Source organism: Streptomyces sp. NPDC127092 (assembly GCF_042722475.1).
In the GTDB taxonomy this organism is placed as follows: Bacteria; Actinomycetota; Actinomycetes; order Streptomycetales; family Streptomycetaceae; genus Streptomyces.
In genome coordinates, this window is the sequence record NZ_JBHXFE010000003.1 from 63,709 (window position 1) to 85,018 (window position 21,310).

Consider the following 21,310-nt stretch of genomic DNA (forward strand, 5'->3'; position numbering starts at 1 on the left):
GGCCGGAACCGCACGTCGCGCAGGACAGTGGAGCCATGCGCGACGTGTTCGCCGAGGAGGGCGCGCGGGCCCGGCGGGCGATGGTGCGCGAGATCCAGGCCTACGGCGCCCTGCGCGACCCCGCCTGGCGGGAGGCCTTCGCCCGGGTCCCGCGCCACCTCTTCGTGCCCTCCTACTACGTCCCCGGGCCGGGCGGCTACGAACGCCTCTGGTCCGGCGACCCCGACCCCGCGCGCCGCACCCGCTGGCTGCGCGGGGCCTACCGGGACGGCACCCTGGCCACCCGGGTCAGGGACGGCGAGCTGCTCTCCTCCGCCAGCCAGCCCTCCCTCATGGCGCGGATGCTGGAAGCCCTCGACGTCCGCGACGGCCACGACGTCCTGGAGATCGGCGCGGGCACCGGCTACCACGCGGCCCTGCTCTGCCACCGCCTCGGCGACGACCACGTCACCACCGTCGACCTGGACGAGGAGATCACCGAGTCCGCCCGGACCCATCTCGCCGCCGCCGGCTACCGGCCGGCCGTCATCACCCGCGACGGCGCCCGCGGCTGCCCCGAGCACGCTCCGTACGACCGGATCGTGGCGACCTGCGCGATGCCCTCCGTCCCGTACGCCTGGCTCGCGCAGAGCAGGGCCGGCGCCAGGATCCTCACGCCGCTCTCCACCGGTCTCCTCCTGATGGCCGTCCACGGCCCGGACCACGCCGAGGGCCGGTTCCTCGCCACCCCCGCGTACTTCGTCGCCCTGCGCGGCGGCGGCGCCCGGCCCTCGCGGCGGCGCACCGGCGGGCTGCCACGGCGGGTGTACGACGACGAGCGCTTCGAGTTCCTGGCCGGTCTCGCCGGGGACGCCCTCGGAACGCGCGAAGCGCTCTCGCTCTGGCAGCGCGAACGGCGGCCGGAGCGGGAGCGCTTCGGTGTGACGGTGAGCGGCGGACGGCAGTGGGCCTGGCTGGACGACCCGGCAGGGCCCTACGCCTGGCCCCTGCCGGACCTCTGAACGCTCAGCCGCGGCGGACGGTGATCGTCGTCCAGGCGCCGACGTGCACCCGGTCGCCGTCCTGGAGCTGCACCGGCACGTACGGCTGGATCGGGTCGGGGGAGCCGTTGATCGTGGTGCCGTTGGTGGAGTTCTGGTCCACCACCGCCCACGAGCCGTCCGGCTGCGCCACGAGCACCGCGTGCTGGTGCGAGACGCCCGGGTCCTCCGGCGGCACCGACAGGTCGATGTCGGGCGACTCGCCGGTGGAGTGCCGGCGGCGGCCGATGCTGACCTGGTTGCCCTGGAGCGGGACGTGCTGCTCCGGGGAGTACGCGGGCAGGTTGAGCCCCGAGGCCTCCGGACCGCTGCGGTGCATCATCGCCATGAAGTACTCGCGGTCGGGGCCGATCACCGCGGTCCAGCCGGCCTGCGGGTGCGGCGGCTGCGCGAACTGCGGCGGCGGACCCTGGGGAGCCGGAGCCGGAGCCTGGGCGGGCGCGGGGGCCGGCGGCGGGACCGGGGCCGGGCCCTGGCCCGGGTACTGACCGGTGCCCGGCACCGGCGGCGGACCCTGCGGCGCGGGCGCGGGCGGCGCCGGCGGACCCTGCGGCGCGGGGTGCTGCGGCTGCGAGGGCGGCGGCAGCATCCAGTCGTCGTCCGCGCGCGGCTGCGGCGGGGCCGGCTGCGGCGGCGCCGCCGGGAAGGCCTGCGGGGCCTGAGGGGCCGGCGGGGCCTGCGGCGGCTGCCCGGCCTGCGGCGGCTGCGGTGCCTGGTGGTGGGTCGGGTCGGCGCCCAGCGGCTCGGCGGGACGGTTCACCTGGGACGGACGCGAGCCCTGGTAGTCGAACGCGTCCGGGTGCTGCGGCTGCGCGGGCCGCGGCGGCGACTGGAAACCGGGCGGCAGGTTGAGACCCGGCGGCGGGCCCTGCGGCGCGGCCGGCGGGCGTGCCGCGTGCGACGGGGCGATCGGGGTGTACGAGGTCGCCGTGTTCGTGAGGAAGTTCCAGCGGCACTCCTCGCAGAACGGCGCCATGTGCTCGCGCGGGGTGCGGCACTGCGGGCACAGCTCGGCGTGGGCGGTGGCGTTCGGGTCGCCGCCCGGTCCGAAGCCGCCGGGCGCGGCCGGGGGCGGCACCGGGGCACCCGGCGCACCAGGACCGGCCGGTCCGCCCGGGCCCCCGGGGCCGGGGTATCCGTACGCGGGCGGCGGCGGGGGAGGCGGCGGTACGGCACCCGTCGGCGCGCCCGCCCCGGCCGCCATGCGGTGGCCGCAGACCTCGCACCAGTCGTCGGAGACCGACTGGTGTCCGTTCGGGCAGGTCGGCATGTCGGTGCTTCCCCCTCTCGTCGTCCTCGCCCTGACGGGCCTACTTCTTCACGCGAACGGTCTTGGTGGAGCGCGTCTCGAGAGTCATCTCGTCCGCTTCCGCGACCTTCGCCTTCAAACGCACAGTACCCGTCGCGGCATCGACCACGTCCACCACCTTCGAAAGGAGTTTCGCGGTATCGGCGTTGCCGGAGGCCGCCGCGAGCTGCACGGCTCGCCCGAGCTTGGCCGTCGCGCCGTCGTAATCACCCGATTTGCGTGCGTCGAGCCCCTCCTGGATGGCGTCCGCGAGCTCGGCCTGTCCCGTGTAGTGCGCGACCTGCGGATTGATCGAGGTGGACATCACCATGTCGTCGGTCCACACCGCCCGTACCAGTCCCTGGGACAGCGTGGTCGGGGCGCCGCCGGCCGGGTCCGGGACGATCAGCGAGACCCGGGCGGCCAGCATCTCCTGGCCGACCGCCGCCTGCGGGACCCGTACGGACACGTGGTAGTCGCGGGACTCGTCGCCCCACGAGCCGGTCGGGTAGTCGCCGGCGCGCGGGCCCGCCTCGGTGCGCCGGCCCGTCAGGTCCTCGACCGTCGGCGCGACCTGCTTCACGAAGCCGATCTCCACGCCGACCGGGGTCCACAGGCGCAGTGCGACGTCCGCGACCTCCTTGCCCATGGCGTGCTCCATCATCGCCGTGAAGTCGGCGGCGAGCCCGGCGGGGTCGGCGACGATGTCGGCCGTGCCGAGCAGCGCCCGCGCGATGCCCCTGACCTCCTCGACCTCCCAGTCGGTGCCGACGCCGCGGGCGTCACAGGTGAACCGGCCCGCGCAGGCGTCCAGGGCGGCCCGCAGTTCGGCGGGCGACTCGTGCTCGTTGCGGCCGTCGGTGAGCAGGATGCCGTGCCGGATGGCCGCGTCGGCGGAGGAGAGCAGCCGCTCGGCCAGCCGCAGCCAGGTGCCGATGGCGGTGCCGCCGCCCGCGCTCAGCCCGCGCAGCGCGTCCTTCGCCTCGGCGCGGGTGCGGGCGTCGGCGACGGCGAGCCGGCCGTTCCCCGGATAGACCTCCTTCGCCACGTGCGTACCGGCGACGACGGCGAAGGAGGTGCCGTCGCGCAGGGTGTCGATCGCGGCGGCGGTCGCCTCGCGGGCGCCGCGCATCTTGGTCGCCGGGTAGTCCATCGAGCCCGAGCAGTCGAGCATCAGGACGACGGCGGCGGAGCCGGCGGCCGACCGGAACGGGCCGGCGGTGCCGCCGCCGGTGGCGGTGACGGTGACGATCGCGTTGACGTCCCGCCCGCCCTCCGGCAGGAACTCGTTCTGGTACACGTCCACCGAGAACTGCGGCCCGGTCGGCTTGGAGAAGTTCGCCATGGGTGATTCGGCTCCTCGGCTCACGCGAAGAAAGAGGAAGAGAGAAGGAGGAAGAGAGAAGAAGGAGAGGGGAACGGACGGTCAGGCCGGTCAGGCCGGTCCCGCTCCCGCGGGCGGAAGGGTGAACGGCAGCAGCGCGACCGTGATGTTGTCGTGGCCTCCGCCGTCGAGGGCGTGGCCGACCAGCACCTGCGCGGCGTGCAGCGGGCGTTCGGCCGCGTCCGGCGGAAGGACCCGGGCCATGTCGTCCGCGGCCTCCGCGTAGTTCCACAGGCCGTCCGTGCAGACCACGACCACGCCCGGCCGGTCCGGCTTGAACGCGGCGGTGTGCGGCTCCAGTTCGTAGCTGTCCGCGCCGAGCCAGCCGGTGATCGCGTGGGCGCGCTCGTCCGCGTAGGCCTGCGCCTCGCTCATCAGGCCCGCCGCGACCATCTGCGCGGCCCAGGAGTCGTCCTCGGTGAGCCGGGCGGGCGGTGTGGCGCGGTCGTCCGGCACCCAGTACGCCCGGCTGTCGCCGACCCAGCCGACGACGAGCAGCCCGTCGGCGACGATGGAGCCGACGATGGTGCAGGCCGGCGCGTTCTGGTGCTCCCGCTCGCCCTCCGGGCGCTCGGCCAGTGCGGTGACCGCCTCGGCGGCGGCCACGATGGCCTCCTGCATGGCCTGCTGCGGGTGGGTGCCACGGGGCAGTGCCGTGACGAGCGCGGAGCGCGCCGCGGACGCGGCGGCGGCGGACGCCTCGTCGGGGCGGGTCGCGGAGGAGACGCCGTCGCAGACGACGGCGAGCGCGGCGGGCGAGCCGTCGGGCAGTACGGCGGACGCGACGGCGAAGGAGTCCTCGTTGCGGTGGTGGCGCAGGCCGCGGTCGCTGACGGCCGCGACCGCCGGCAGCTCCTCCTCCATGTGGTCGCGGTCCCGGGGCTGGGCGTGCCCGCAGTGCTCGCAGTAGCCGTCGTCGTCGACCCGTCCGGTCCGGCAGGCCACGCACACCTTCCGTCCGTCGCCGGCCGCCGGCGCGGGCGCCGGGGCCACGGCCTCGGCGCGCAGCGCCGCCCGGGGATCGGGCGCGGGCAGGGTGAAGTCCCCGTCGTCGGAAGGCGATACGGCCTCGGCGCCGTGCCCGGCACCGTGCCCGGCACCGGACTCGGGCGAGGCCCCGGGGACCTCGCGCCCCGCCGTGGCACCGTGCTCCGCTGCGGCGGACATCTGGCCGGCCTCCGCGGCCGGGGCCTCGGCCGTCGGGGCCTCCGCGGTCGGGGCCTCCGCGGTCGGGGTCGTCGGTACCTCGTCCGTGCGGACCGGGATCGTCGGCAGGTCGTGGCCGCCCGAGTCGGTGCCCGGCAGGTCGCCGGGGTGCTGGGTGGCCGTCGTCAGCGACTGCGGGTCGCGGGGCGGCGGCTCCGGCCACTCCACGGGCAGCGCGATCGGCACCGTCGGCCGGTCCGGCACCTCGGCGGCCGACAGGTCGAAGCCGCACGCGCCGCAGAACCGGTCACCCGACTCGAGCGGCTCCGCGCAGCCGGGGCAGTTCCCGAGCGGGTGCGGCGGCTTGGGCTTCAACGACATACTCACACCCACGTCCTGGGGCGGAAGCGGTTGGCCCGCTCCACCAGTTCGATCCTCTCCTCGCCCCGCTGGGCGAGCCGGGCGAGCACCCGGTACGAGCGTTCGAGGCCGAAGCGCAGTCCGCGCTCGTCCAGTTCGCTGCCCAGCAGCGCCGTGCCGGCCGGGCCCGCGCCGGGGCTCCCGGACAGCACCCAGTCGAGTGCCGTGCCGAGCACCTCCGTCGACAGCTGTTCACGGCGCACCGCGTCGAGGCCGAAGCCTTGCAGCGCGGAGACCTGGGCCGCGGCGGCGGTCAGGTCGGCGCCCAGCGGTTCGTTGGCCGGCCGGCGGCGCAGCCGGGCCCGTACGGCGGCGACCCGGGCCGCCGTGTAGTGGATGGACGACTCGGGCACCGACTCCAGGGTGCGCACCGCACTCGCCCGGTCGCCGGCCGCGAGCTGCACCCGGGCCAGGCCGAACGCGGCGCTGACGTAGCTGGGGTCGGTCGCCCACACCAGCCGGTAGTACTCCGCCGCGTTGTCCAGCTGGCCGAGCAGCTCGGCGCAGACGCCGAGCGCCAGCTTGGGCGCGGGCTCGCCCGGGAAGGCGTCGTAGATCGCGTCGAAGGAGACCGCCGCGCTCTCCCGGTCGCCGCCGACCAGGGAGGTCACGCCGCGGTACCAGACCACCCGCCAGTCGTCCGCGTAGCCGTGCTCCAGGTCGTCGAGCGAACGCCCGGCGGCGACCAGGTCGCCCATCTCCAGGCGCGCCCGCAGCTCGCGGAGCCGCAGTTCGAGCGAGGTGACCGGCGCCGCGTGCAGCGCGGTGATCAGCTCGGCGGGCGCGGCGGCGAGCAGACCGGCGAGGAAACCGGCGTTGGGATCGGCCGCGTCCACCCTCGGCACCGGCAGCGCGAGCGCCGTCGCGGTCACGTCGAAGGGCCGCAGGAAGCTCCCGGCCCGGCCGTTGACCGAGGTCGGCAGCGTCTTCCTGCCGCGCCGCAGCTCCCGCGCGCCGAGCACCGACACGTCCTCGGTGAGCTCCTCGAACAGCTCGGTGTCCGTGACCCGCACCTCGGCGCCGAACAGCGTCGACAGGGCGGGCCGCGGCCGGCCCGACTGGAGCGCGACGACCTCCCGCAGCACGCCGGTCAGCTGCTCGGCCATCTCCTGCGCGGAGCCGAACCGGCGGGCCGGGTCGGGGTCGGTGGCCCGCACCAGGAAGCGGTAGAAGGACTCGTACGTACGGAAGACCTCGATGCCGTCCGGCTCGGGCAGCGAGTCCACGAAGACGTTCGTGTAGCCCTGGAAGTCGAAGGTGAGCACGGCCAGGGTGCGCGCCACCGTGTACAGGTCGCTCGCCACCGAGGGGCCGACCTCGGCGACCTCCGGCGCCTGGTAGCCGACGGTGCCGTAGATCGCGGACTCGTCGTCGTCCATCCGCCGGACCGCGCCCATGTCGATGAGCTTCAGCTGGTCCTCGGTCTGGATCGCGTTGTCGACCTTGAAGTCGCAGTACAGCAGGTTGCGGCTGTGCAGGTGACCGAGCGCCTCCAGGGCCTCGATGCCGTACGCGCAGGCCTGCTCGACCGGCAGCGGGTCGCGCCGGCCGTCCGGGGTGCGCCGCCCGTTGGCGATCTCCTTGAGGGACTTGCCGCCCACGTACTCCATGACGATGTAGCCGTCCAGGGAGCCCGTGCGCTGGTCCAGGTGCTCGACGAAGTTGTAGATGCGGACGATGTTGGAGTGCTCGATCTCCGCGAGGAAGCGCCGCTCGGAGATGGCCGCCGCCATGGCGTCCTGGTCGCCGGTGTCGAGCAGGCCCTTGAGGACCACCCAGCGGTCCGAGACCGCCTTGTCGACGGCGAGGTAGATCCAGCCGAGACCGCCGTGGGCGAGACAGCCCGCCACCTCGTACTGCCCGTGGACCACGTCCCCGGCGCGCAGCTTCGGCACGAAGGAGTACGGGTGGCCGCACTTGGTGCAGAAGCCCTCGGTACGGCCCGGCCGGTCGCCGCGCGAACGGCCCACCGGCGCGCCGCAGTCCGAACGCGAGCAGAAACGCTTCCTCTCGGGGACCTCCGGGTTGTCCATCACGGCGCCCCGCGGGTCGGGCCGCGGCACCTCCGGCACCGCGACCAGACCGGCGCCGAGCCGGCCCCGCCCCGACTGGCCGCCGGTCGAACCCGAGCTGCGCACCGACACCGAACGCGAGGCACCGCTCGCCCCCGACAGCGCACGCGAGAGCCGCCCGGACACCGAACGCCGGGACGCCGAGGACCGCGCCGAGCGCGAGGACACGCGCGACGACGCGGACGAGGCCGAACGGCCCGAATCGCCCCCGCGACCGGTCCCGGCCACCGCCATCCCCGTACGCGTCGCCTGCAGCATGCCTCCGGGCGCGACGACCGGGGCGAGACCGCAGGTGTCGCAGTACAGCTCGCCGCCGCCCATGTCCTCGTAGGAGCCCTCGCACGACGGACGCTGACAGCTGCCCACTCCGGACCCTTCGCTCACCACTGGTTCCCCCCGCCGTCTCTCGGTGCCGACAGCGTCTCCGCCGCCGCCTGCTGGTAGCGCAGCACCGCCTGTTCGGCGGCCCGCAGGTCGCACGGTGCGCTCCACAGCATCCGGCGTGCCGTGTCGTACCGCTCGATGAGCAGCGGATCCTCCGCCGCCCCGAGCCTGGCCACCTTCGCCTTGTACGCGTCGAGCCGGCCGCGCAGCTCGGCGCGGACCGCGAGCGGCGCGGTCACCGCCGTCAGCGACTCGCGGGCCCGCAGCAGTTCCTCCTCCGCCTCCTGCTCCAGGGCGTCCAGGAGCGGCGAGAGCCGGTGCCACTGGGCGTGCCTGCGGTACTCGGCGGCCGTGGCCAGCCGCTCCTGGAGCGCCGTCGGCGGGCCGCTGACGGCCGGCACCTCGGAGGCGGCGATCTTCGCGAGGACCTCGCCGCGGGCCGCCCGCGCCTCGGCGAGCGTCCGGTCCGCCCGCGACAGCACGTCCCGCAGCCGCAGCAGCCGCTCCTCGGAGTCCTGCCGGACCTGCAGCACCGCCTCGATCTCGCGCCGCACGTCCTCCAGCGCGCGGGCCGCCGTGTCGTACCGCCCGGTGTCCGGGCGGCCGCCGCCCGGCGCCGAACTGCCCTGCGCAGGACGCCAGAAGGCCAGCGGATCGGACACCACCTGGGTGCGCAGCGCGGACAGCTCGGCCGTGATCGACTCCAGCTCGTCCCCGGCCGGGTGCTCCCCGGGCCGCACGCCCACCGAGTGCGCCAGCGAACGCGTCCGGCCCAGCTCGGCGGCGAGCAGGTCTATCCGCGCGGGCAGCGCGGACCACACGGCGTCGGCGGTGACCACCACGTCGAGCGAGGAGGCGTACAGCTCGTTCATCCGCCGGACCAGTCCGTCCAGGGTGAACCGCTCGGCGAGCGCGGCCTGTCCGATCGCGCCGCCCGGGACGTGCACGCTCTCGCCCCGCAGCCGGTCGGTGAGTTCGGCCAGCTCCTCCCGGCCGGGCCAGCGGCGCCGGGCCCGGAGCTCGCGGGCGTCGTGCAGGGCGGCCGTGTACGCGTCGAAGTACGCCCACAGCAGGGTGATCGTCCGCTCGGCGGTCTGCCAGCGCTCCCGGGTCGTGCCGGTGAGCTCGGCGCCTTCGAGCAGCCGGCGGCCGGCGTGGTCCTGGAGGGCGAGGAGCGAGTCCTCGACCGCCTTGTGCTCAGCGCCGAGCCGCGCCAGCGCACGGTCCACCTCGTCCCGGTCCATCACCGGCCCGGGGGGTCCCGCGACGCCCATCGATCACCTCTCGTCTCGTGCTACTTGTACGTGGGGGCGGGCGGTCCGGATATCCCGGGCAGGTCCGCCGCGAGCCACTTCTGGTACGCCTTCTGCCACGGGCCCTGCCGGTACTCCACGAGCACCTGGTTGACCCGGCGCACCAGGTCGTCGTCGCCCAGCTTCGCCGCCACCCCGTAGTACTCGGTGGTGAACGGCCGGCCCTTGAGCTCGACGGCCGGGTCCTGGGCGGCCTGTCCGGCGGCCAGCGCGTTGTCGGTGACGACCGCGTCCACCTCGCCCATCTGCAGCCGGGCCAGGCAGTCCAGCTGGTTGGGCACCGTCAGCAGGTCCGGGTCGTCCTTGGTGCCGTCGCCCACGTCCTTGAAGACCGCGCCGAACGACTTCGCCTCCAGCGCCTCGTAGGCCGTGGAGCCCTCGGCGGTGCACACCCGCTTGCCGCTCAGCGAGGAGTCGTAGCCGGTCACCGTGGAGGCCTTGGGCGCGAGGACCTGCTGGCCGGCCTGGAAGTAGGCGGTGGAGAAGGCGACCTGCTGGATGCGCTTGCAGTTGATGGTCATCGTGCGCACCACCAGGTCGACCTTGCCGCTCTCCAGGGCGGTGATCCGCTGGTTGGTCGGGATGGTGCGGAAGATGACGGCGTCCTCGGAGCCCAGGATCGACTTGGCGATGGCCTTCGCCAGGTCGATGTCGAAGCCGCGCAGCTCGCCGGGGACCTCCTTCACCGAACCGTCGGGCTGCCGGGTGACCGTCGGCGGCGTGCGGAACCCCCAGTTGTAGCTGGACTGGTCGACGCCCACGATCAGCTTGCCGCGGTTCTTGATCCGGGTCACCGCGGGGCCGTCGGCCGACGACGGCGTCAGCGAGGCCTCCGGGTTCTCACAGGTGTCCGCGTTCTCCGCCTTGACCTGCACGCCCCGGCCCACGCCCGGACCCGCCCCGGACCGGGCGGACGGGGCGGCCTCCCCGGCGCGCGGAAGCGCGAACAGCGCGAGGGAAGCGGTCAGGGCGCAGGCCACGGCCATCGCGGCCACCCCGCCCCAGCCGCGCAGGCGCGCGACGCCCCGCGGTGCCGCGGCGGACGGCGTGCCGGCGCCGCCCGGCACCCCGGCCGTCCCGTTCGTCGTCTCGACGCCGTCCGGCATCCCGCCCCCTCTCACCGGTACTCCGACAGTCTGCGGTTGACGCCCGTGACGGCGCATCCCGCGGCGAACACACCCAGGACCGCCGCGCCCAGCGGCAGCCCGGTCAGCGCGTCCCGGCCGCCTTCGGCGGCGCGGGTGAACTCGTCCTGCTCGTGGGCGAGGGCCCGGCCGAGCGCCGCGTCGACCTGGTCGAAGGACTGACCGGTCGACTCCGTGCTGCCGATGATCTTCTCCATGGCGCGGGTGAAGTCGCCCGCGTCGTCGAGCTCGCGGGCCTTCGCGTGCCGCTCGCGCCACTCACCGGCGCGCGCGGCGGCCTCGGTGAGCGGGCCGCGTCCCTCCGCGTCGTCGGCGAGTCGCTCCGCCGCGTCCAGCGCGGCGCCCAGCGCGCCCACGCCGGCGGAGTAGTCGGCCTCGTACTTGTCGGTCTTGCCGTCCTCGGTGAGCACGGCGCCACGCGCCACCACGGCCAGGTTCTCGTTGGCACGGGCCTTCAGGGAGCTGATCCGGGCCTCGTTGAGCACCTGGAGGGACTCCTGGCCGTGCGCCCGGGCGTCGTCGAGACCGGCGCGGGCGAGCCCGTGCCCCGCGAGCAGCCACAGCAGGGCCACCAGACAGGAGGCGCTCGCGGCGAGCAGTCCGCGGTTGAACACCCGGTTGGTCCGCAGGTAGTTGCGGCGCTGGACCCAGACCAGCACGGCCAGGGTGAGCAGCCCGAGCGCGAGCGACAGGACCGGCCAGGCGCGGGCCTCGTCGTCGTCCTGGTGCAGCCGCTCGGTCTCCGCCGCGTACAGCCGCTCGGCGGCGGGCAGCAGCTGCCGGCTCATGGTCAGGTTCGCGTACCGCAGATAGGCCCCGCCGAGCGGCAGGCCCTGCCGGTTGGCGGCGCGGGCCCGCTCTATCAGGCCCGTGTAGCGCGGAAGGTACTCGCTCAGGGTGGCGATCTCACGGGCCGAGTCGCCGCCCGCGTCGGTGCTCGCGGCTGCCCTGACGAGCAGCCGGGAGGCGGTGGTGATGTCGTCCGCGTACCGCTTGCGGACCTGCTCGGACTCCTGCGGGCCGGCCAGGAAGCCGCTCGCGGCCGTGGCGTCCGCGTCGGCGAGGGAGCGGTAGATGTCGGCGGCGTCGGCGCTCAGCGGCTGGCTGCGGCCCACCACGTCGTCCGCGTACGAGGCGCGGTCGGCGACCTCGTAGGCCGTGACGGCGCCGAAGGCGACGACCAGCAGCGCGAGGACCGCGCCGAGGATCCGCAGCCGGCCCGGTTCGGTCGTGGCGGCGCGGCGCAGCACCTCGCGGGCCTCGGCCCAGGCACCGGGCGAGACCGGCGGCGGAGCGGCGGCCGGCGCGTGCCCGGCCTGCGCCGGCACGGCGGGACCCGGCCGCGCGGGCGCGGCGGTGGTGCCCTGCGCCGCCGAGGCGGCGGGCGCGTTCGGCGGGTATGTCACGTGACCTCCCCCTCGGTCTCAGACGTCGACCCGTCCTGCCGGCGGAGCGGCGGACGACTACCCGGCCAGCAGTATGGCCGCAGCGCCCGTCCCGCACACCGGGATTGACCTGATCTTGTTCCTATCGTGCCCCATGCTCCCCTGGCCGTCGCAGGCGAACCATTCCTCAGGAACACGACCCCTGGCCGGAATCGGTTCCACCAATCCTAGAGACTGAGCGGGAGTGAGTCCTGTTGCCAGGACCACTGCTCAGCCGCGTGCCCCGAATGGTGTTGGGCACGCTGGTCGCCCGCTTTCGCTCCGCGTCCGGCGCCTGCGGATCGTGTCCGTGGTCCGGGGATGCGGGGGCGGGTTTCCTCACGTCCCCAGGTGCCGCGTCCGGCCTGGGCGGTCCGATGCCTGCGACGATCGCTCTGGTCGTCGTGGGGCGGTGTCGCCCGTCGCCGGATGCGGTGCCCGAGGGCGCGCCTTCCGATCGCCACGGCAGCGCTGTCGTGGCGAGTGGTCTTCCTGGTCTTGCTGGTCAGGGGCTTCTGCCAGTGCTCGGCGCCCCACTTGCTGCTGTACGCCGGGTCGACGGCGACGATGGTGATGCCGAGTTCGGCAGCCATGGCCACGAGCCGGGCCCGCAGCCTCGCCACGGGCATGCCGGAGATTAGTTTCCGAAACCGCTTACGACGGCCGTACTTCTCCCGGGTCTTCCGCTTGAAAATCTAGGTCTTCGACCGCGATCGTGAGATCGTGCCGCTTGGCCCAGTGCAGGAGGCGGGTGAGGGCGTGGCGGACCTGGGCGTCTCGGTGGGAGGCCGGTCCGGACAGGTCGTAGGAGAAGCGTCGGGGTTCTCCGCAGGGGTTGCCGTGCTGGTCGATACGCCAGGCGGCCAGGTGGTCGGCGTTCGTGTCAACACCGATCACACCACCGTGCCGTGCCGTTTCCAACGGGACGGTCCTGACCGGCGGGATGGTCCATGAGGCGGTGAGGTACCAGCGTCCGCGCTCGGTGTCGTGGTGGATGCGGTACGCGACCGCACGGTTCGCGGACACGCGGTCGGCCCACTGATCGCCCCGGTGCCGGAACACCACCATGCCGGTGAGGACGTACCTGCCGCGTGAAGCATTGGCCAGGTGTGCCAGAGGGGTGGGGAGCTTGAGGGAGACCTCTCCGCCTGGGGTGATGCGGATGGTCTCGTTGCCGAACGACTTGCCCGATTCGCCGTCTGCTGTAAGGAACCAGCGCGCGGCTTTCCACCGTTCCCGCCACTCGGCCTCGGTGAGCTGGGCGGCGTCGAGATGATGCCGGGTGTTGAGTAGGCGCCGGCCGCCCCGTACGACCCGGACACGCCCGGCCTCTCGGTCGGCCCGCTCCCGGGCGAGCCGGTCCTTCAGGACACCCAGCCGCCGGGACTTGACGAACCACTCCCACGGACTGCGATAGCCGCCCGGAGCCCGCTTCGAACCCTTCTCGCCCATCGGCAGCGAGAGGCGGCGTTCGATCGTCTTGATGCCCGCTTCCAGCCCCTGGATGTGCGCGAGCTGGCAGCGCCGGGAGAGTGCCCACTGGTCGTGCGTGGCCTTCGTGATGCTCCCGGCCCAACGGGAAGACGACTCCCCCGTCAGATCACGCTTCCGCGCTGCCCACGTCTCCGCCGAGTGCTCCAGCCCCTGCGCACACCGCTGTCTGAGGTCCTTCGAGGCCAGCGACCCCAGGTACGCACCGACCAGGCGCAGCACCTCCTCGTCTCCGGCTGTCAGGTGCTTCAGGCGGGTGCGGATCGACACCCCCGACGGTCCCAGGGCGACGAACGGCGCCGACAACTCACGCAATACGCTCACCCCAGCCCACCCCCACCCGGAAGTATCCGAACGAACCCCTCAGCTACCCACAACGGCCATGTCTCCGAAAGGTCACGCATTCGAACCTGGATATCTCGTTCGCCCGCGCACCGCGCCGGAACACGCTCCCGCACATTCACGCGGCAGTAGTCCTTGCTGAGCTTCCTCAAGCGAGTGAACACGCGTGCGGGGGGCGCCCGGGAAGGGCGCCCCCCGCACACGTACAGCGCGTGGCGGCTAGGCGTAATGCGCCCGCAGCCGTGCCGCCGCCTCCGGCGGCGCGCCCGCCGCGTCCAGGGCCAGCAGGCCCGCGCCGAGCACCGGCGGGGCGGTCACCACGCGGACCGCCGCCTTCGGCGCCTTCACGGCGAGGAGCGCGGCGATCCGCGCGTCGAGACGCGGATGGCGCGCGGCGAGCACGCTGCCGCCGAGCACCACCGGCGCCTCCTCGTCGAGCAGTCCGAGCCGGCCGAGCGCGACGGACGCGAGCGCCACGACCTCCTCCGCCAGCCGGTCCACCAGCGACCGGGCCACCGGGTCGCCCGCCGCACTCGTACGGAACAGCACCGGCGTCAGCTCGTGCCTGCGCTCCGGCGGCACGCGCCCCAGGTGCAGCGCCTCGATCAGGGCGTACATCGACGGCAGCCCGAAGTGCTCCGGCAGGTCCCTGGCGAGCGCGGTCGGTGCGCCACGCCCGTCCTCCGCGCGCGCGGCGAACCACAGCGCCTCCTCGGCCAGGCCGCCGCCACCGCCCCAGTCCCCGGAGATCTTCCCGATCGCGGGGAAGCGGGCGGTGCGCCCGTCCGGCGTCATGCCCACGCAGTTGATCCCGGCCCCGCACACCACGGCGACACCGCGCGGTTCGTCGACCCCGGCCCGCAGGATCGCGAAGGTGTCGTTGTGCACCCGGACCGAGCGGCTCCAGCCGCGCGCGTCCAGCGCCGCCTTCAACTCCGCCTCCTCGACCGGCAGATCGGCGTTGGCGAGACAGGCGGCGACGTGCTCGAAGACCGGCGGTGCGCCACCGCCGCCGGCCGCCGCCCACGCCGCGTCGACGATCTCCGCGAGCGCGTCGACCGCCGCCGCCACGCCCACCACCGGCGGCCGGAACCCGCCGCCGCGCGCCGCGCCCAGGACCGTGCCGTCCGGGGCGAGGACCGCGACGTCGGTCTTGCTGTTCCCCGCGTCCACGGCGAGGAGTACCCCGGTCAGGCCCACGCCAGGTGCTCCCGGTTGTGCGCGATGAGCCGGTCGGTCAGCCCGTCCGCGTACGCGAACTGGCCCACCAGCGGGTGCGCGAGCAGCGCCTTGAACACCCGGTCGCGCCCGCCGCGCAGCGCCGCCTCCAGGGCCAGGTCCTCGTAGGCGGAGACGTTCGCGACCAGGCCCGCGTACAGCGGGTCGAGCGGCGCCACCGGCAGCGGCACCGGGCCCTCCGGACCCACCGCCGCCTGCACCTCGATCACGGCGTCGTCCGGCAGGAACGGCAGCGTGCCCTTGTTGTACGCGTTCACCACCTGGTGCGGCGAGCCCCCCGCGCCCAGCAGCGCCGCCGCGAGGTCCACGGCCGCCTCCGAGTAGAAGGCGCCGCCGCGCCTGGCGAGCAGCTCGGGCTTCTCGTCGAGCGCCGGGTCCCCGTACATCTCCAGGAGCTGCTTCTCCATCGCGGCGACCTCGGCGGCCCGCGACGGCTTGGTGCGCAGCTCCTCGACGACGGCGTCGTGCGCGTAGAAGTAGCGCAGGTAGTACGAGGGGACGACGCCGAGCCGGTCCACCACGGACCGCGGCAGCCGAAGGTCGTCGGCGACGGCGTCGCCGTGCTCGGCGAGCAGCCGGGGCAGCACGTCCTCGCCGTCGGGGCCCCCGAGCCGTACCCCGGTCTCCCAGGTCAGATGGTTGAGGCCGACGTGGTCGAGGTGCACCTCGGCGGGGGAGACGCCGAGCAGCGCGGCGAACTTCCGCTGGAAGCCGATCGCCACGTTGCACAGGCCGACGGCCTTGTGGCCGGCCTGGAGCAGCGCACGGGTGACGATGCCGACCGGGTTGGTGAAGTCGATGATCCAGGCGTCCGGGTTGGTGCGGCGGACCCGCTCGGCGATGTCCAGGACGACCGGGACCGTGCGCAGCGCCTTGGCGAGGCCGCCGGCGCCGGTGGTCTCCTGGCCGACGCAGCCGCACTCCAGCGGCCAGGTCTCGTCGCGCTCGCGGGCGGCCTGTCCGCCGACCCGCAGCTGGAGCAGGACCGCGTCGGCGCCGTCGACCGCGGCGTCGAGGTCCGAGGTGGTGGTGACGACCCCGTCGTGGCCCTGCCTGGCGAAGATCCGCCGGGCCAGGCCGCCGACGAGCTCCAGGCGCTCGGCGGCCGGGTCGACCAGGACCAGTTCGGTGACGGGCAGGGTGTCGCGCAGGCGCGCGAACCCGTCGATCAGTTCGGGGGTGTAGGTGGAGCCGCCCCCGACGACGGCGATCTTCTTCGGCCGGGGGGCCGGGGGCCGGCCCCCGGATGTCTGCAGCATGGGATCAGTCAGCCCTTCACTCCGGTCAGTGTGACGCCCTCGACGAATGCCTTCTGGGCGAAGAAGAAGACGAGGATCACGGGGGCCATGACCAGGACGGTCGCGGCCATGGTCAGATTCCAGTCGGTGTGGTGCGCGCCCTTGAACGACTCGAGGCCGTAGCTCAGGGTCCAGGCGGCCGGGTTCTCCGAGGCGTAGATCTGCGGTCCGAAGTAGTCGTTCCACGCGGCGAAGAACTGGAACAGCGCGACGGCCGCGATGCCGGGCTTCGCCATCGGCAGCACGACCCGGACGAGCGTGCGCAGTTCGCCGCAGCCGTCGACGCGCGCGGCGTCGAGGTACTCGTTCGGGATGGTCAGCAGGAACTGGCGCAGCAGGAAGATGGAGAAGGCGTCGCCGAAGGCCATCGGGACGATCAGCGGCCACAGGCTGCCGGACAGGTCCAGCTGCTTCGCCCAGAACAGGTACATCGGGATGACGACGACCTGCGGCGGCAGCATCATCATCGAGATCACGAGCATCAGGGCGAGCCGGCTGCCGCGGAAGCGGAACTTGGCGAGCGCGTACGCCACCGGGACCGATGACACCACCGTCAGGACGGTGCCGAGGCCCGCGTACAGCAGGGTGTTGCGCCACCAGGTGAGGAAGCCCGGGGCCTCGAAGACCCGGACGTAGTTGCCCCATTCCCAGGTGTCCGGGGTGAGGTCGCGGGTGAGCGCCTGCTGGTCGCTCATCAGCGAGGTGAGCAGCACGAAGACGAACGGCAGCACGAAGAACAGCGCGGCGGCGATGCCCAGCGCGTGCACGGCGATCCAGTGCAGCAGCGCCCGGCGGCGGGCGGTGCGGGAGGCCGGGGTGGGCTCGGCGGCGGCCGGCCGCACGGCCTCGCGGCTCCGGAGCAGTTGGCTCATGGTTCAGTCACCTGCCTGGACGAGGCCGCCGCGGCGGCGCATGAGCAGCCCGGTGAAGACCATGGCCAGGGCGAAGAGGACGAGGGCGGTGGCGCAGGCCGCTCCGTAGTCGAAGCGCTGGAAGCCGAGGTTGTAGACGAGCTGCGGCAGGGTCAGCGTGGACTTGTCCGGGTAGCCCGGCTCGAACTGCTGGCCCGAGCCGCCGATGACGCCGGAGGCGACCTTCCCGGCCACCAGGGGCTGGGTGTAGTACTGCATCGCCTGGATGATCCCGGTGACGACGGCGAACATCACGATCGGCGAGATGTTCGGCAGCGTCACGAAGCGGAAGCGCTGGAGGGCGGAGGCCCCGTCCAGCTCGGCGGCCTCGTACTGCTCCTTCGGCACGTCGAGCAGCGCTGCCATGAAGATGACCATGAGGTCGCCGACGCCCCACACCGCGAGCATGGTGAGCGCGGGCTTGGACCAGGCCGCGTCGTTGAACCAGGCGGGCGCGGGGACGCCGAGCCCCTCCAGGACCGAGTTGACCGGCCCGGTGCCCGGGTTGAGCAGGAAGACGAAGGCGAGCGTCGCCGCGACCGGCGGGGCCAGGTACGGCAGGTAGAACAGGGTGCGGAACACCCCGGCGCCGGTCTTGATCTTCGTGATGAGCAGACCGACGCCCAGGCCGAAGACCACCCGGCACGCCGTCATCACCACGACCAGCCACAGCGTGTTGCGCAGGGCCGGCCAGAACATCGGGTAGTCCTGGAAGACGTACGTCCAGTTGGCCAGGCCGTTGAAGGACGGCGGCTGGAAGCCGTCGTAGGCCGTGAAGGAGAAGTACACGGTCGAGACCATCGGGTACGCGAAGAAGGCGCCGAACCCGACGAGCCACGGTGACAGGAACGCGGCCGTGCGAAGCGCCGAGCGCCGGCGCTTCGAACGGAGGGTGGGGGCACTCATCCGGGACTACTTCGCCTTGGCGATGTCGGTGTCGATCTGCCGGGCGGTCTTCTCCAGACCGGCCTTGAGGTCGGACACCTCGCCCTTCTCGTACTGCAGGGCGAAGTCCTGGAGCGTGTTGAGGTGGGCGGCGCCGTTGACCGCGCCCGCCGGGGTGTTGGACTTCGGGTGCCGGGCGATGTCGAGGAAGGTGGTGAACCGCGGGTCGAGCTTCAGGTTCGGCGACTTCAGGGCGTCGAAGGTGGACGGCACGTTGCGGATGCCGTTGGCGAAGGCGACGACGGCCTCCGTGTCCGTGGTCATGAACCTGACCAGCTCCCAGGCGGCGTTCTGCTTCTTGCTCTGCGGCGCGATCCCCATGATCGTGCCGGACAGGAAGCCCTTGCCGTACTCCGCCGCGCGGTCGTCCGGGACGGGCATCGGGGCCACGCCGATGTCGAACGGCACCTTGGCGTCGGTGGCCATGCCGAGCCGCCACTCGCCGTCGAGCTGCATGGCGACCTGTCCGGTGTGGAAGGGGTGCTTGGCGCCCCACTCGTCGCCGAAGGTGGTGCGGTACTTCTCCAGCTTCGCGTAGCCGCCGAGCTCGTCGACCATCTTCTTCTGCGTGGTCATCATCTCGGCGACCGCGGGGTCGGAGGCGATGGTGGACCTGCCGGTGGACGGGTCGAAGTACGAGGGGCCCCAACTGCCCAGGTAGTGCTCGGTGGTGGTCTCGTAGCCGTGGTAGTTCGGCATGAAGCCGAGCCGCTCGTAGCCGTCGCCCTTGGCCTTGGTGAGCTTCTTGGCGTAGGCGAGCAGCTCGGAGTACGTCTTCGGGGGCTTCGCGGGGTCGAGGCCGGCCGCCCTGAAGGCGTCCTTGTTGTAGTAGAGGCCGTAGGCGTCGGTGAGCAGCGGCATGGCGCACCGCCTGCCCTCGAACTGGGTGTAGTCGAGGAGCGTCTTCGGGATGATCTTCCCGAGGTCGAGCTTCGACTTCTCGATGAAGGGCTTCAGATCGGCGAAGGCGCCGGAGGAGCAGAACTTGCCGACGTTGGACGTGGTGAAGGACGAGACCACGTCGGGCCCCTTCGAACCTCCGGTGCGCAGCGCCTGGTTGAGCTTGTCGTCGTTGATGTTGCCGACGACGTTCACCCTGATGTTGGGGTGGGCCTGCTCGAAGCGCTTGATGTTGTCGTTGATGGCCTTCACCTCGGACTCGGCGGACCAGCCGTGCCAGAAGGTGATGGTGGTCTTGGCGTTCGGGTCGTCGGTGGCGCCGTTGCCCGCCTGGCCGGTACAGGCCGAGGCGAAGAGCGCTATGGAGGCGGTGGCGGCGAGCGCGGCGACGGCGCGCCGACGGGGGCGAGCGGGCATGACGGAGTCTCCCTGGAACGGAACGGAGGGCCGGGACAGGGCCTGGGGCGGAGGGCGGGGCCGGGGACGGGGACGGGGACGGGGGCGGTCGAGCGGAGAACTTCGGCGAGGCGGTCGGGCGGAGAAATGGGGGGCGGCTTGGGGTGCGGCCTAGCGCGAGGTGTCGAAGACCTCGTCGCGCGTGGTGGCGAGGGCCGATTCGAGGGCGCCGCGCAGCACCGGGTGCCGGTCGACCTCGGCGAGGACGAGCCGCGGCCGGGCGGCGGCGAGATCGGCGAGCTGGGTCTGGACGCGGGCGCGCAGCGGCTCGCCGCCCGGGCTGACGGCCGCGCCCGACATGACGATCAGCTCGGGATCGAGCACGGCGACCAGGGCGGCGAGCCCCGTCGCGAGCCGCTCGGCGTAGACGTCGAGGAGCCGGCCGTAGCGCTCGTCCTCGCCGTGGAGTTCGGCGGCGCGGGCGAGCAGCCCGGCGGCGGTCTCCACGTACGGCTGCTCGCGGGTCTCGATGCCGACGGCCTTGGCGATGCGGGGTACGGACTGGACGCCCGCGAGTTCCTGGAAGCCGCCGGAGTTGGCCTTGGCGACCTGCCGGACGAGCGGCGTCCCGGGCACCGGCAGGAAGCCGACCTCGCCGGCGCCGCCGGTGAAGCCGCGGTGCAGCCGGCCGCCGAGGACGAGGGCGGCGCCGATGCCCTCCTCGTTCCACAGCAGCACGAAGTCCTCGTGGCCGCGGGCGGCGCCGAGCCGCTGCTCGGCGATGGCGACGAGGTTGACGTCGTTCTCGTACTCGAACGGCATGGGCAGGGCGACGGCCAGCTCCTCCAGAAGGGTGGGGGAGTGCCAGCCGGGCAGGTGGGAGGCGTAGCGGAGCCGCCCGGTGGCCGGGTCGAAGGCGCCGGGGGTGCCGATGACGAGACGGTGTACGTCCCCGAGGGCGAGCCCGGCGTCCTTGGCGGCCCCGTCGAGGGCGTCGACGACCTGCCGCACCACGTCGTCGGCGCCGCGCCCGGGCGTCGGCACCTGGAATTCGCCGACGACCTCGCCGGTGACGTCGGCGACGGCCGCGTGCACCCGCTCGGGGCTGACGTCGAGCCCGGCGGCGTACGCGGCCCGCGGATTCACCCCGTACAGCTGCGCGTTGGGCCCCGGCCGCCCCTCGGTGGTCCCGGTGACCACCACGAGCCCGGCGGCCTCGAGCCGCGCGAGCAGCTGCGAGGCGGTCGGCTTGGACAGCCCGGTCAGCTTCCCGATCCGGGTCCGCGACAAGGGCCCGTGCGCGAGCAGCAGATCGAGCGCGGCCCGGTCGTTCATGGCGCGCAGCACGCGCGGGGTGCCGGGCGTACCCGGATTCGTACCGGCCAAGACGCTCCACCTGCCTGGGGTGCACTGTTAGGAAAGTTTCCTATTGGGTTGGGAGGAAGGTAAGGCGGAGATCAGTGGGCCGTCAATACCCCGAACACGGCGGCTACTTCGCGTGCACGCCCCAAGCGGCGTCCAGATCCGCGCAGTGGACCGTGACGGTGGCGTCGGTCAGCGCGATCTCGTGCACGCATCCGACCGGGTCCGGCAGCACCTCGTCGAACAGCACGGTGTCGTGGTCCATCCAGTCGATGGAGTGTCCGTACGCGACGGAGAAACGCGTGACACCCGTGTACCGGATGCGCAGCCCCTCGTCGTGCTTCCACGGATTCGGGGCGAAGTCGAGAACGAGCACCCCGCTCTTGTCCGTCGCCGGCCGGACCCCCGTCAGCTCCAGATCCTTGACGCACCGGTCGGCCCCGACGCGGTAGTGCCCCGGTTCCATGACGAACGCCCGTGCCCCGGGCGGCAGCTCCGGCGCGAGCCGCGGCAACTCGGCGAGATAGCGGCTCGCGTCCACGCGGAAACCGCGCCATTCGGCATCCCAGTCAGCCTCGACGAACCGCACGTGCCCCCCCCTGTCGTCACCGATTCCGACATTCTCGCCGACGCGCCGGGCACGCCGGGAGCGGCGGCGACGGCGCGGTGGGCTGCCTCCCCACGACGAAGGGCCTCACGACGGAGGGGGGGGGCAGCGGAGGGTGTGGGGGGGGGCCCCCCCTTTTTGTTTTTTTCGTCCTCTTTTTTCGTCCCGTCTTCTTGGGAGGGGTTGCCTTAGCCAACGAGGGG

15 protein-coding genes and 1 pseudogene are annotated in these 21,310 nt (G+C 73.4%); 1 reads left to right on the forward strand and 15 read right to left on the reverse strand.

All coding sequences use genetic code 11. From position 1 onward, the window contains the following. Nucleotides 1–35 precede the first annotated feature (35 nt). Nucleotides 36–1,001, forward strand: a complete 966-nt coding sequence (locus ACFWJO_RS03410) for a methyltransferase domain-containing protein (protein WP_386863162.1) — start codon at nt 36–38, stop codon at nt 999–1,001. 4 nt (nt 1,002–1,005) lie between these two features. Here the strand turns inward: ACFWJO_RS03410 and ACFWJO_RS03415 are convergent, their stop codons facing one another. From ACFWJO_RS03415 to ACFWJO_RS03485, 15 genes and pseudogenes are all read right to left on the reverse strand, one after another. After that, nucleotides 1,006–2,310: an FHA domain-containing protein gene (locus ACFWJO_RS03415; RefSeq protein ID WP_386863163.1), complete on the reverse strand. Its 1,305-nt coding sequence runs from the start codon at nt 2,308–2,310 to the stop codon at nt 1,006–1,008. Between the two features lie 40 nt (nt 2,311–2,350). Further along, nucleotides 2,351–3,673, reverse strand: a complete 1,323-nt coding sequence (locus ACFWJO_RS03420; protein ID WP_386863164.1) for a VWA domain-containing protein — start codon at nt 3,671–3,673, stop codon at nt 2,351–2,353. Between the two features lie 90 nt (nt 3,674–3,763). Further along, nucleotides 3,764–5,239, reverse strand: coding sequence for a PP2C family protein-serine/threonine phosphatase (locus tag ACFWJO_RS03425; protein WP_386863315.1), 1,476 nt, complete (start codon nt 5,237–5,239; stop codon nt 3,764–3,766). Between the two features lie 2 nt (nt 5,240–5,241). After that, complete coding sequence (locus ACFWJO_RS03430) at nt 5,242–7,671, reverse strand: tetratricopeptide repeat protein (RefSeq protein ID WP_386863316.1); 2,430 nt, start codon at nt 7,669–7,671, stop codon at nt 5,242–5,244. A gap of 59 nt (nt 7,672–7,730) precedes the next feature. Next, complete coding sequence (locus ACFWJO_RS03435) at nt 7,731–9,008, reverse strand: hypothetical protein (protein ID WP_386863165.1); 1,278 nt, start codon at nt 9,006–9,008, stop codon at nt 7,731–7,733. Nucleotides 9,009–9,028: 20 nt separating this feature from the next. After that, a complete protein-coding gene (locus tag ACFWJO_RS03440; RefSeq protein WP_386863317.1) occupies nt 9,029–10,033 on the reverse strand; it encodes a glutamate ABC transporter substrate-binding protein in 1,005 nt (334 codons plus the stop codon). Nucleotides 10,034–10,164: 131 nt separating this feature from the next. Further along, on the reverse strand, nt 10,165–11,598 hold the full coding sequence (locus ACFWJO_RS03445; RefSeq protein WP_386863166.1) for a hypothetical protein: 1,434 nt from the start codon (nt 11,596–11,598) through the stop codon (nt 10,165–10,167). Nucleotides 11,599–11,804: 206 nt separating this feature from the next. Further along, nucleotides 11,805–13,431, reverse strand: a pseudogene (locus tag ACFWJO_RS03450) (IS200/IS605 family accessory protein TnpB-related protein). A 237-nt stretch (nt 13,432–13,668) separates the two neighbouring features. Next, a complete protein-coding gene (locus ACFWJO_RS03455; RefSeq protein ID WP_386863167.1) occupies nt 13,669–14,649 on the reverse strand; it encodes an N-acetylglucosamine kinase in 981 nt (326 codons plus the stop codon). Next, a complete protein-coding gene (locus ACFWJO_RS03460; RefSeq protein WP_386863168.1) occupies nt 14,640–15,947 on the reverse strand; it encodes a 6-phospho-beta-glucosidase in 1,308 nt (435 codons plus the stop codon). The genes ACFWJO_RS03455 and ACFWJO_RS03460 overlap by 10 nt, the downstream gene beginning before the upstream one ends. Nucleotides 15,948–15,955: 8 nt before the next feature. Continuing rightward, nucleotides 15,956–16,858 (reverse strand): carbohydrate ABC transporter permease, encoded by a 903-nt coding sequence (locus ACFWJO_RS03465; protein WP_386863169.1) that lies wholly within the window; start codon nt 16,856–16,858, stop codon nt 15,956–15,958. 3 nt (nt 16,859–16,861) lie between these two features. Beyond that, nucleotides 16,862–17,803 carry a carbohydrate ABC transporter permease gene (locus ACFWJO_RS03470; protein ID WP_386863170.1) on the reverse strand — a complete coding sequence of 314 codons (942 nt, stop codon included), beginning with the start codon at nt 17,801–17,803 and terminating at the stop codon, nt 16,862–16,864. Nucleotides 17,804–17,809: 6 nt separating this feature from the next. Then, a complete protein-coding gene (locus tag ACFWJO_RS03475) occupies nt 17,810–19,159 on the reverse strand; it encodes an ABC transporter substrate-binding protein (RefSeq protein WP_386863171.1) in 1,350 nt (449 codons plus the stop codon). A gap of 150 nt (nt 19,160–19,309) precedes the next feature. Then, nucleotides 19,310–20,524, reverse strand: coding sequence for an ROK family transcriptional regulator (locus ACFWJO_RS03480; RefSeq protein WP_386863172.1), 1,215 nt, complete (start codon nt 20,522–20,524; stop codon nt 19,310–19,312). Nucleotides 20,525–20,627: 103 nt separating this feature from the next. Beyond that, the gene (locus ACFWJO_RS03485) at nt 20,628–21,089 is read right to left on the reverse strand and encodes a hypothetical protein (RefSeq protein WP_386863173.1); all 462 of its coding nucleotides are present in this window, start codon (nt 21,087–21,089) and stop codon (nt 20,628–20,630) included. Nucleotides 21,090–21,310 lie beyond the last annotated feature (221 nt).

Excerpts from the sequence above, each read along its gene's own strand:
- ACFWJO_RS03465 (WP_386863169.1), bottom strand. The coding sequence starts at position 16,858 with ATGAGCCAACTGCTCCGGAGCCGCGAGGCCGTGCGGCCGGCCGCCGCC.
- ACFWJO_RS03415 (WP_386863163.1), bottom strand. The coding sequence starts at position 2,310 with ATGCCGACCTGCCCGAACGGACACCAGTCGGTCTCCGACGACTGGTGC.
- ACFWJO_RS03470 (WP_386863170.1), bottom strand. The coding sequence starts at position 17,803 with ATGAGTGCCCCCACCCTCCGTTCGAAGCGCCGGCGCTCGGCGCTTCGC.
- ACFWJO_RS03435 (WP_386863165.1), bottom strand. The coding sequence starts at position 9,008 with ATGGGCGTCGCGGGACCCCCCGGGCCGGTGATGGACCGGGACGAGGTG.
- ACFWJO_RS03425 (WP_386863315.1), bottom strand. The coding sequence starts at position 5,239 with ATGTCGTTGAAGCCCAAGCCGCCGCACCCGCTCGGGAACTGCCCCGGC.
- ACFWJO_RS03440 (WP_386863317.1), bottom strand. The coding sequence starts at position 10,033 with ATGGCCGTGGCCTGCGCCCTGACCGCTTCCCTCGCGCTGTTCGCGCTT.
- ACFWJO_RS03430 (WP_386863316.1), bottom strand. The coding sequence starts at position 7,671 with ATGGGCGGCGGCGAGCTGTACTGCGACACCTGCGGTCTCGCCCCGGTC.
- ACFWJO_RS03475 (WP_386863171.1), bottom strand. The coding sequence starts at position 19,159 with ATGCCCGCTCGCCCCCGTCGGCGCGCCGTCGCCGCGCTCGCCGCCACC.
- ACFWJO_RS03410 (WP_386863162.1), top strand. The coding sequence starts at position 36 with ATGCGCGACGTGTTCGCCGAGGAGGGCGCGCGGGCCCGGCGGGCGATG.
- ACFWJO_RS03420 (WP_386863164.1), bottom strand. The coding sequence starts at position 3,673 with ATGGCGAACTTCTCCAAGCCGACCGGGCCGCAGTTCTCGGTGGACGTG.
- ACFWJO_RS03460 (WP_386863168.1), bottom strand. The coding sequence starts at position 15,947 with ATGCTGCAGACATCCGGGGGCCGGCCCCCGGCCCCCCGGCCGAAGAAG.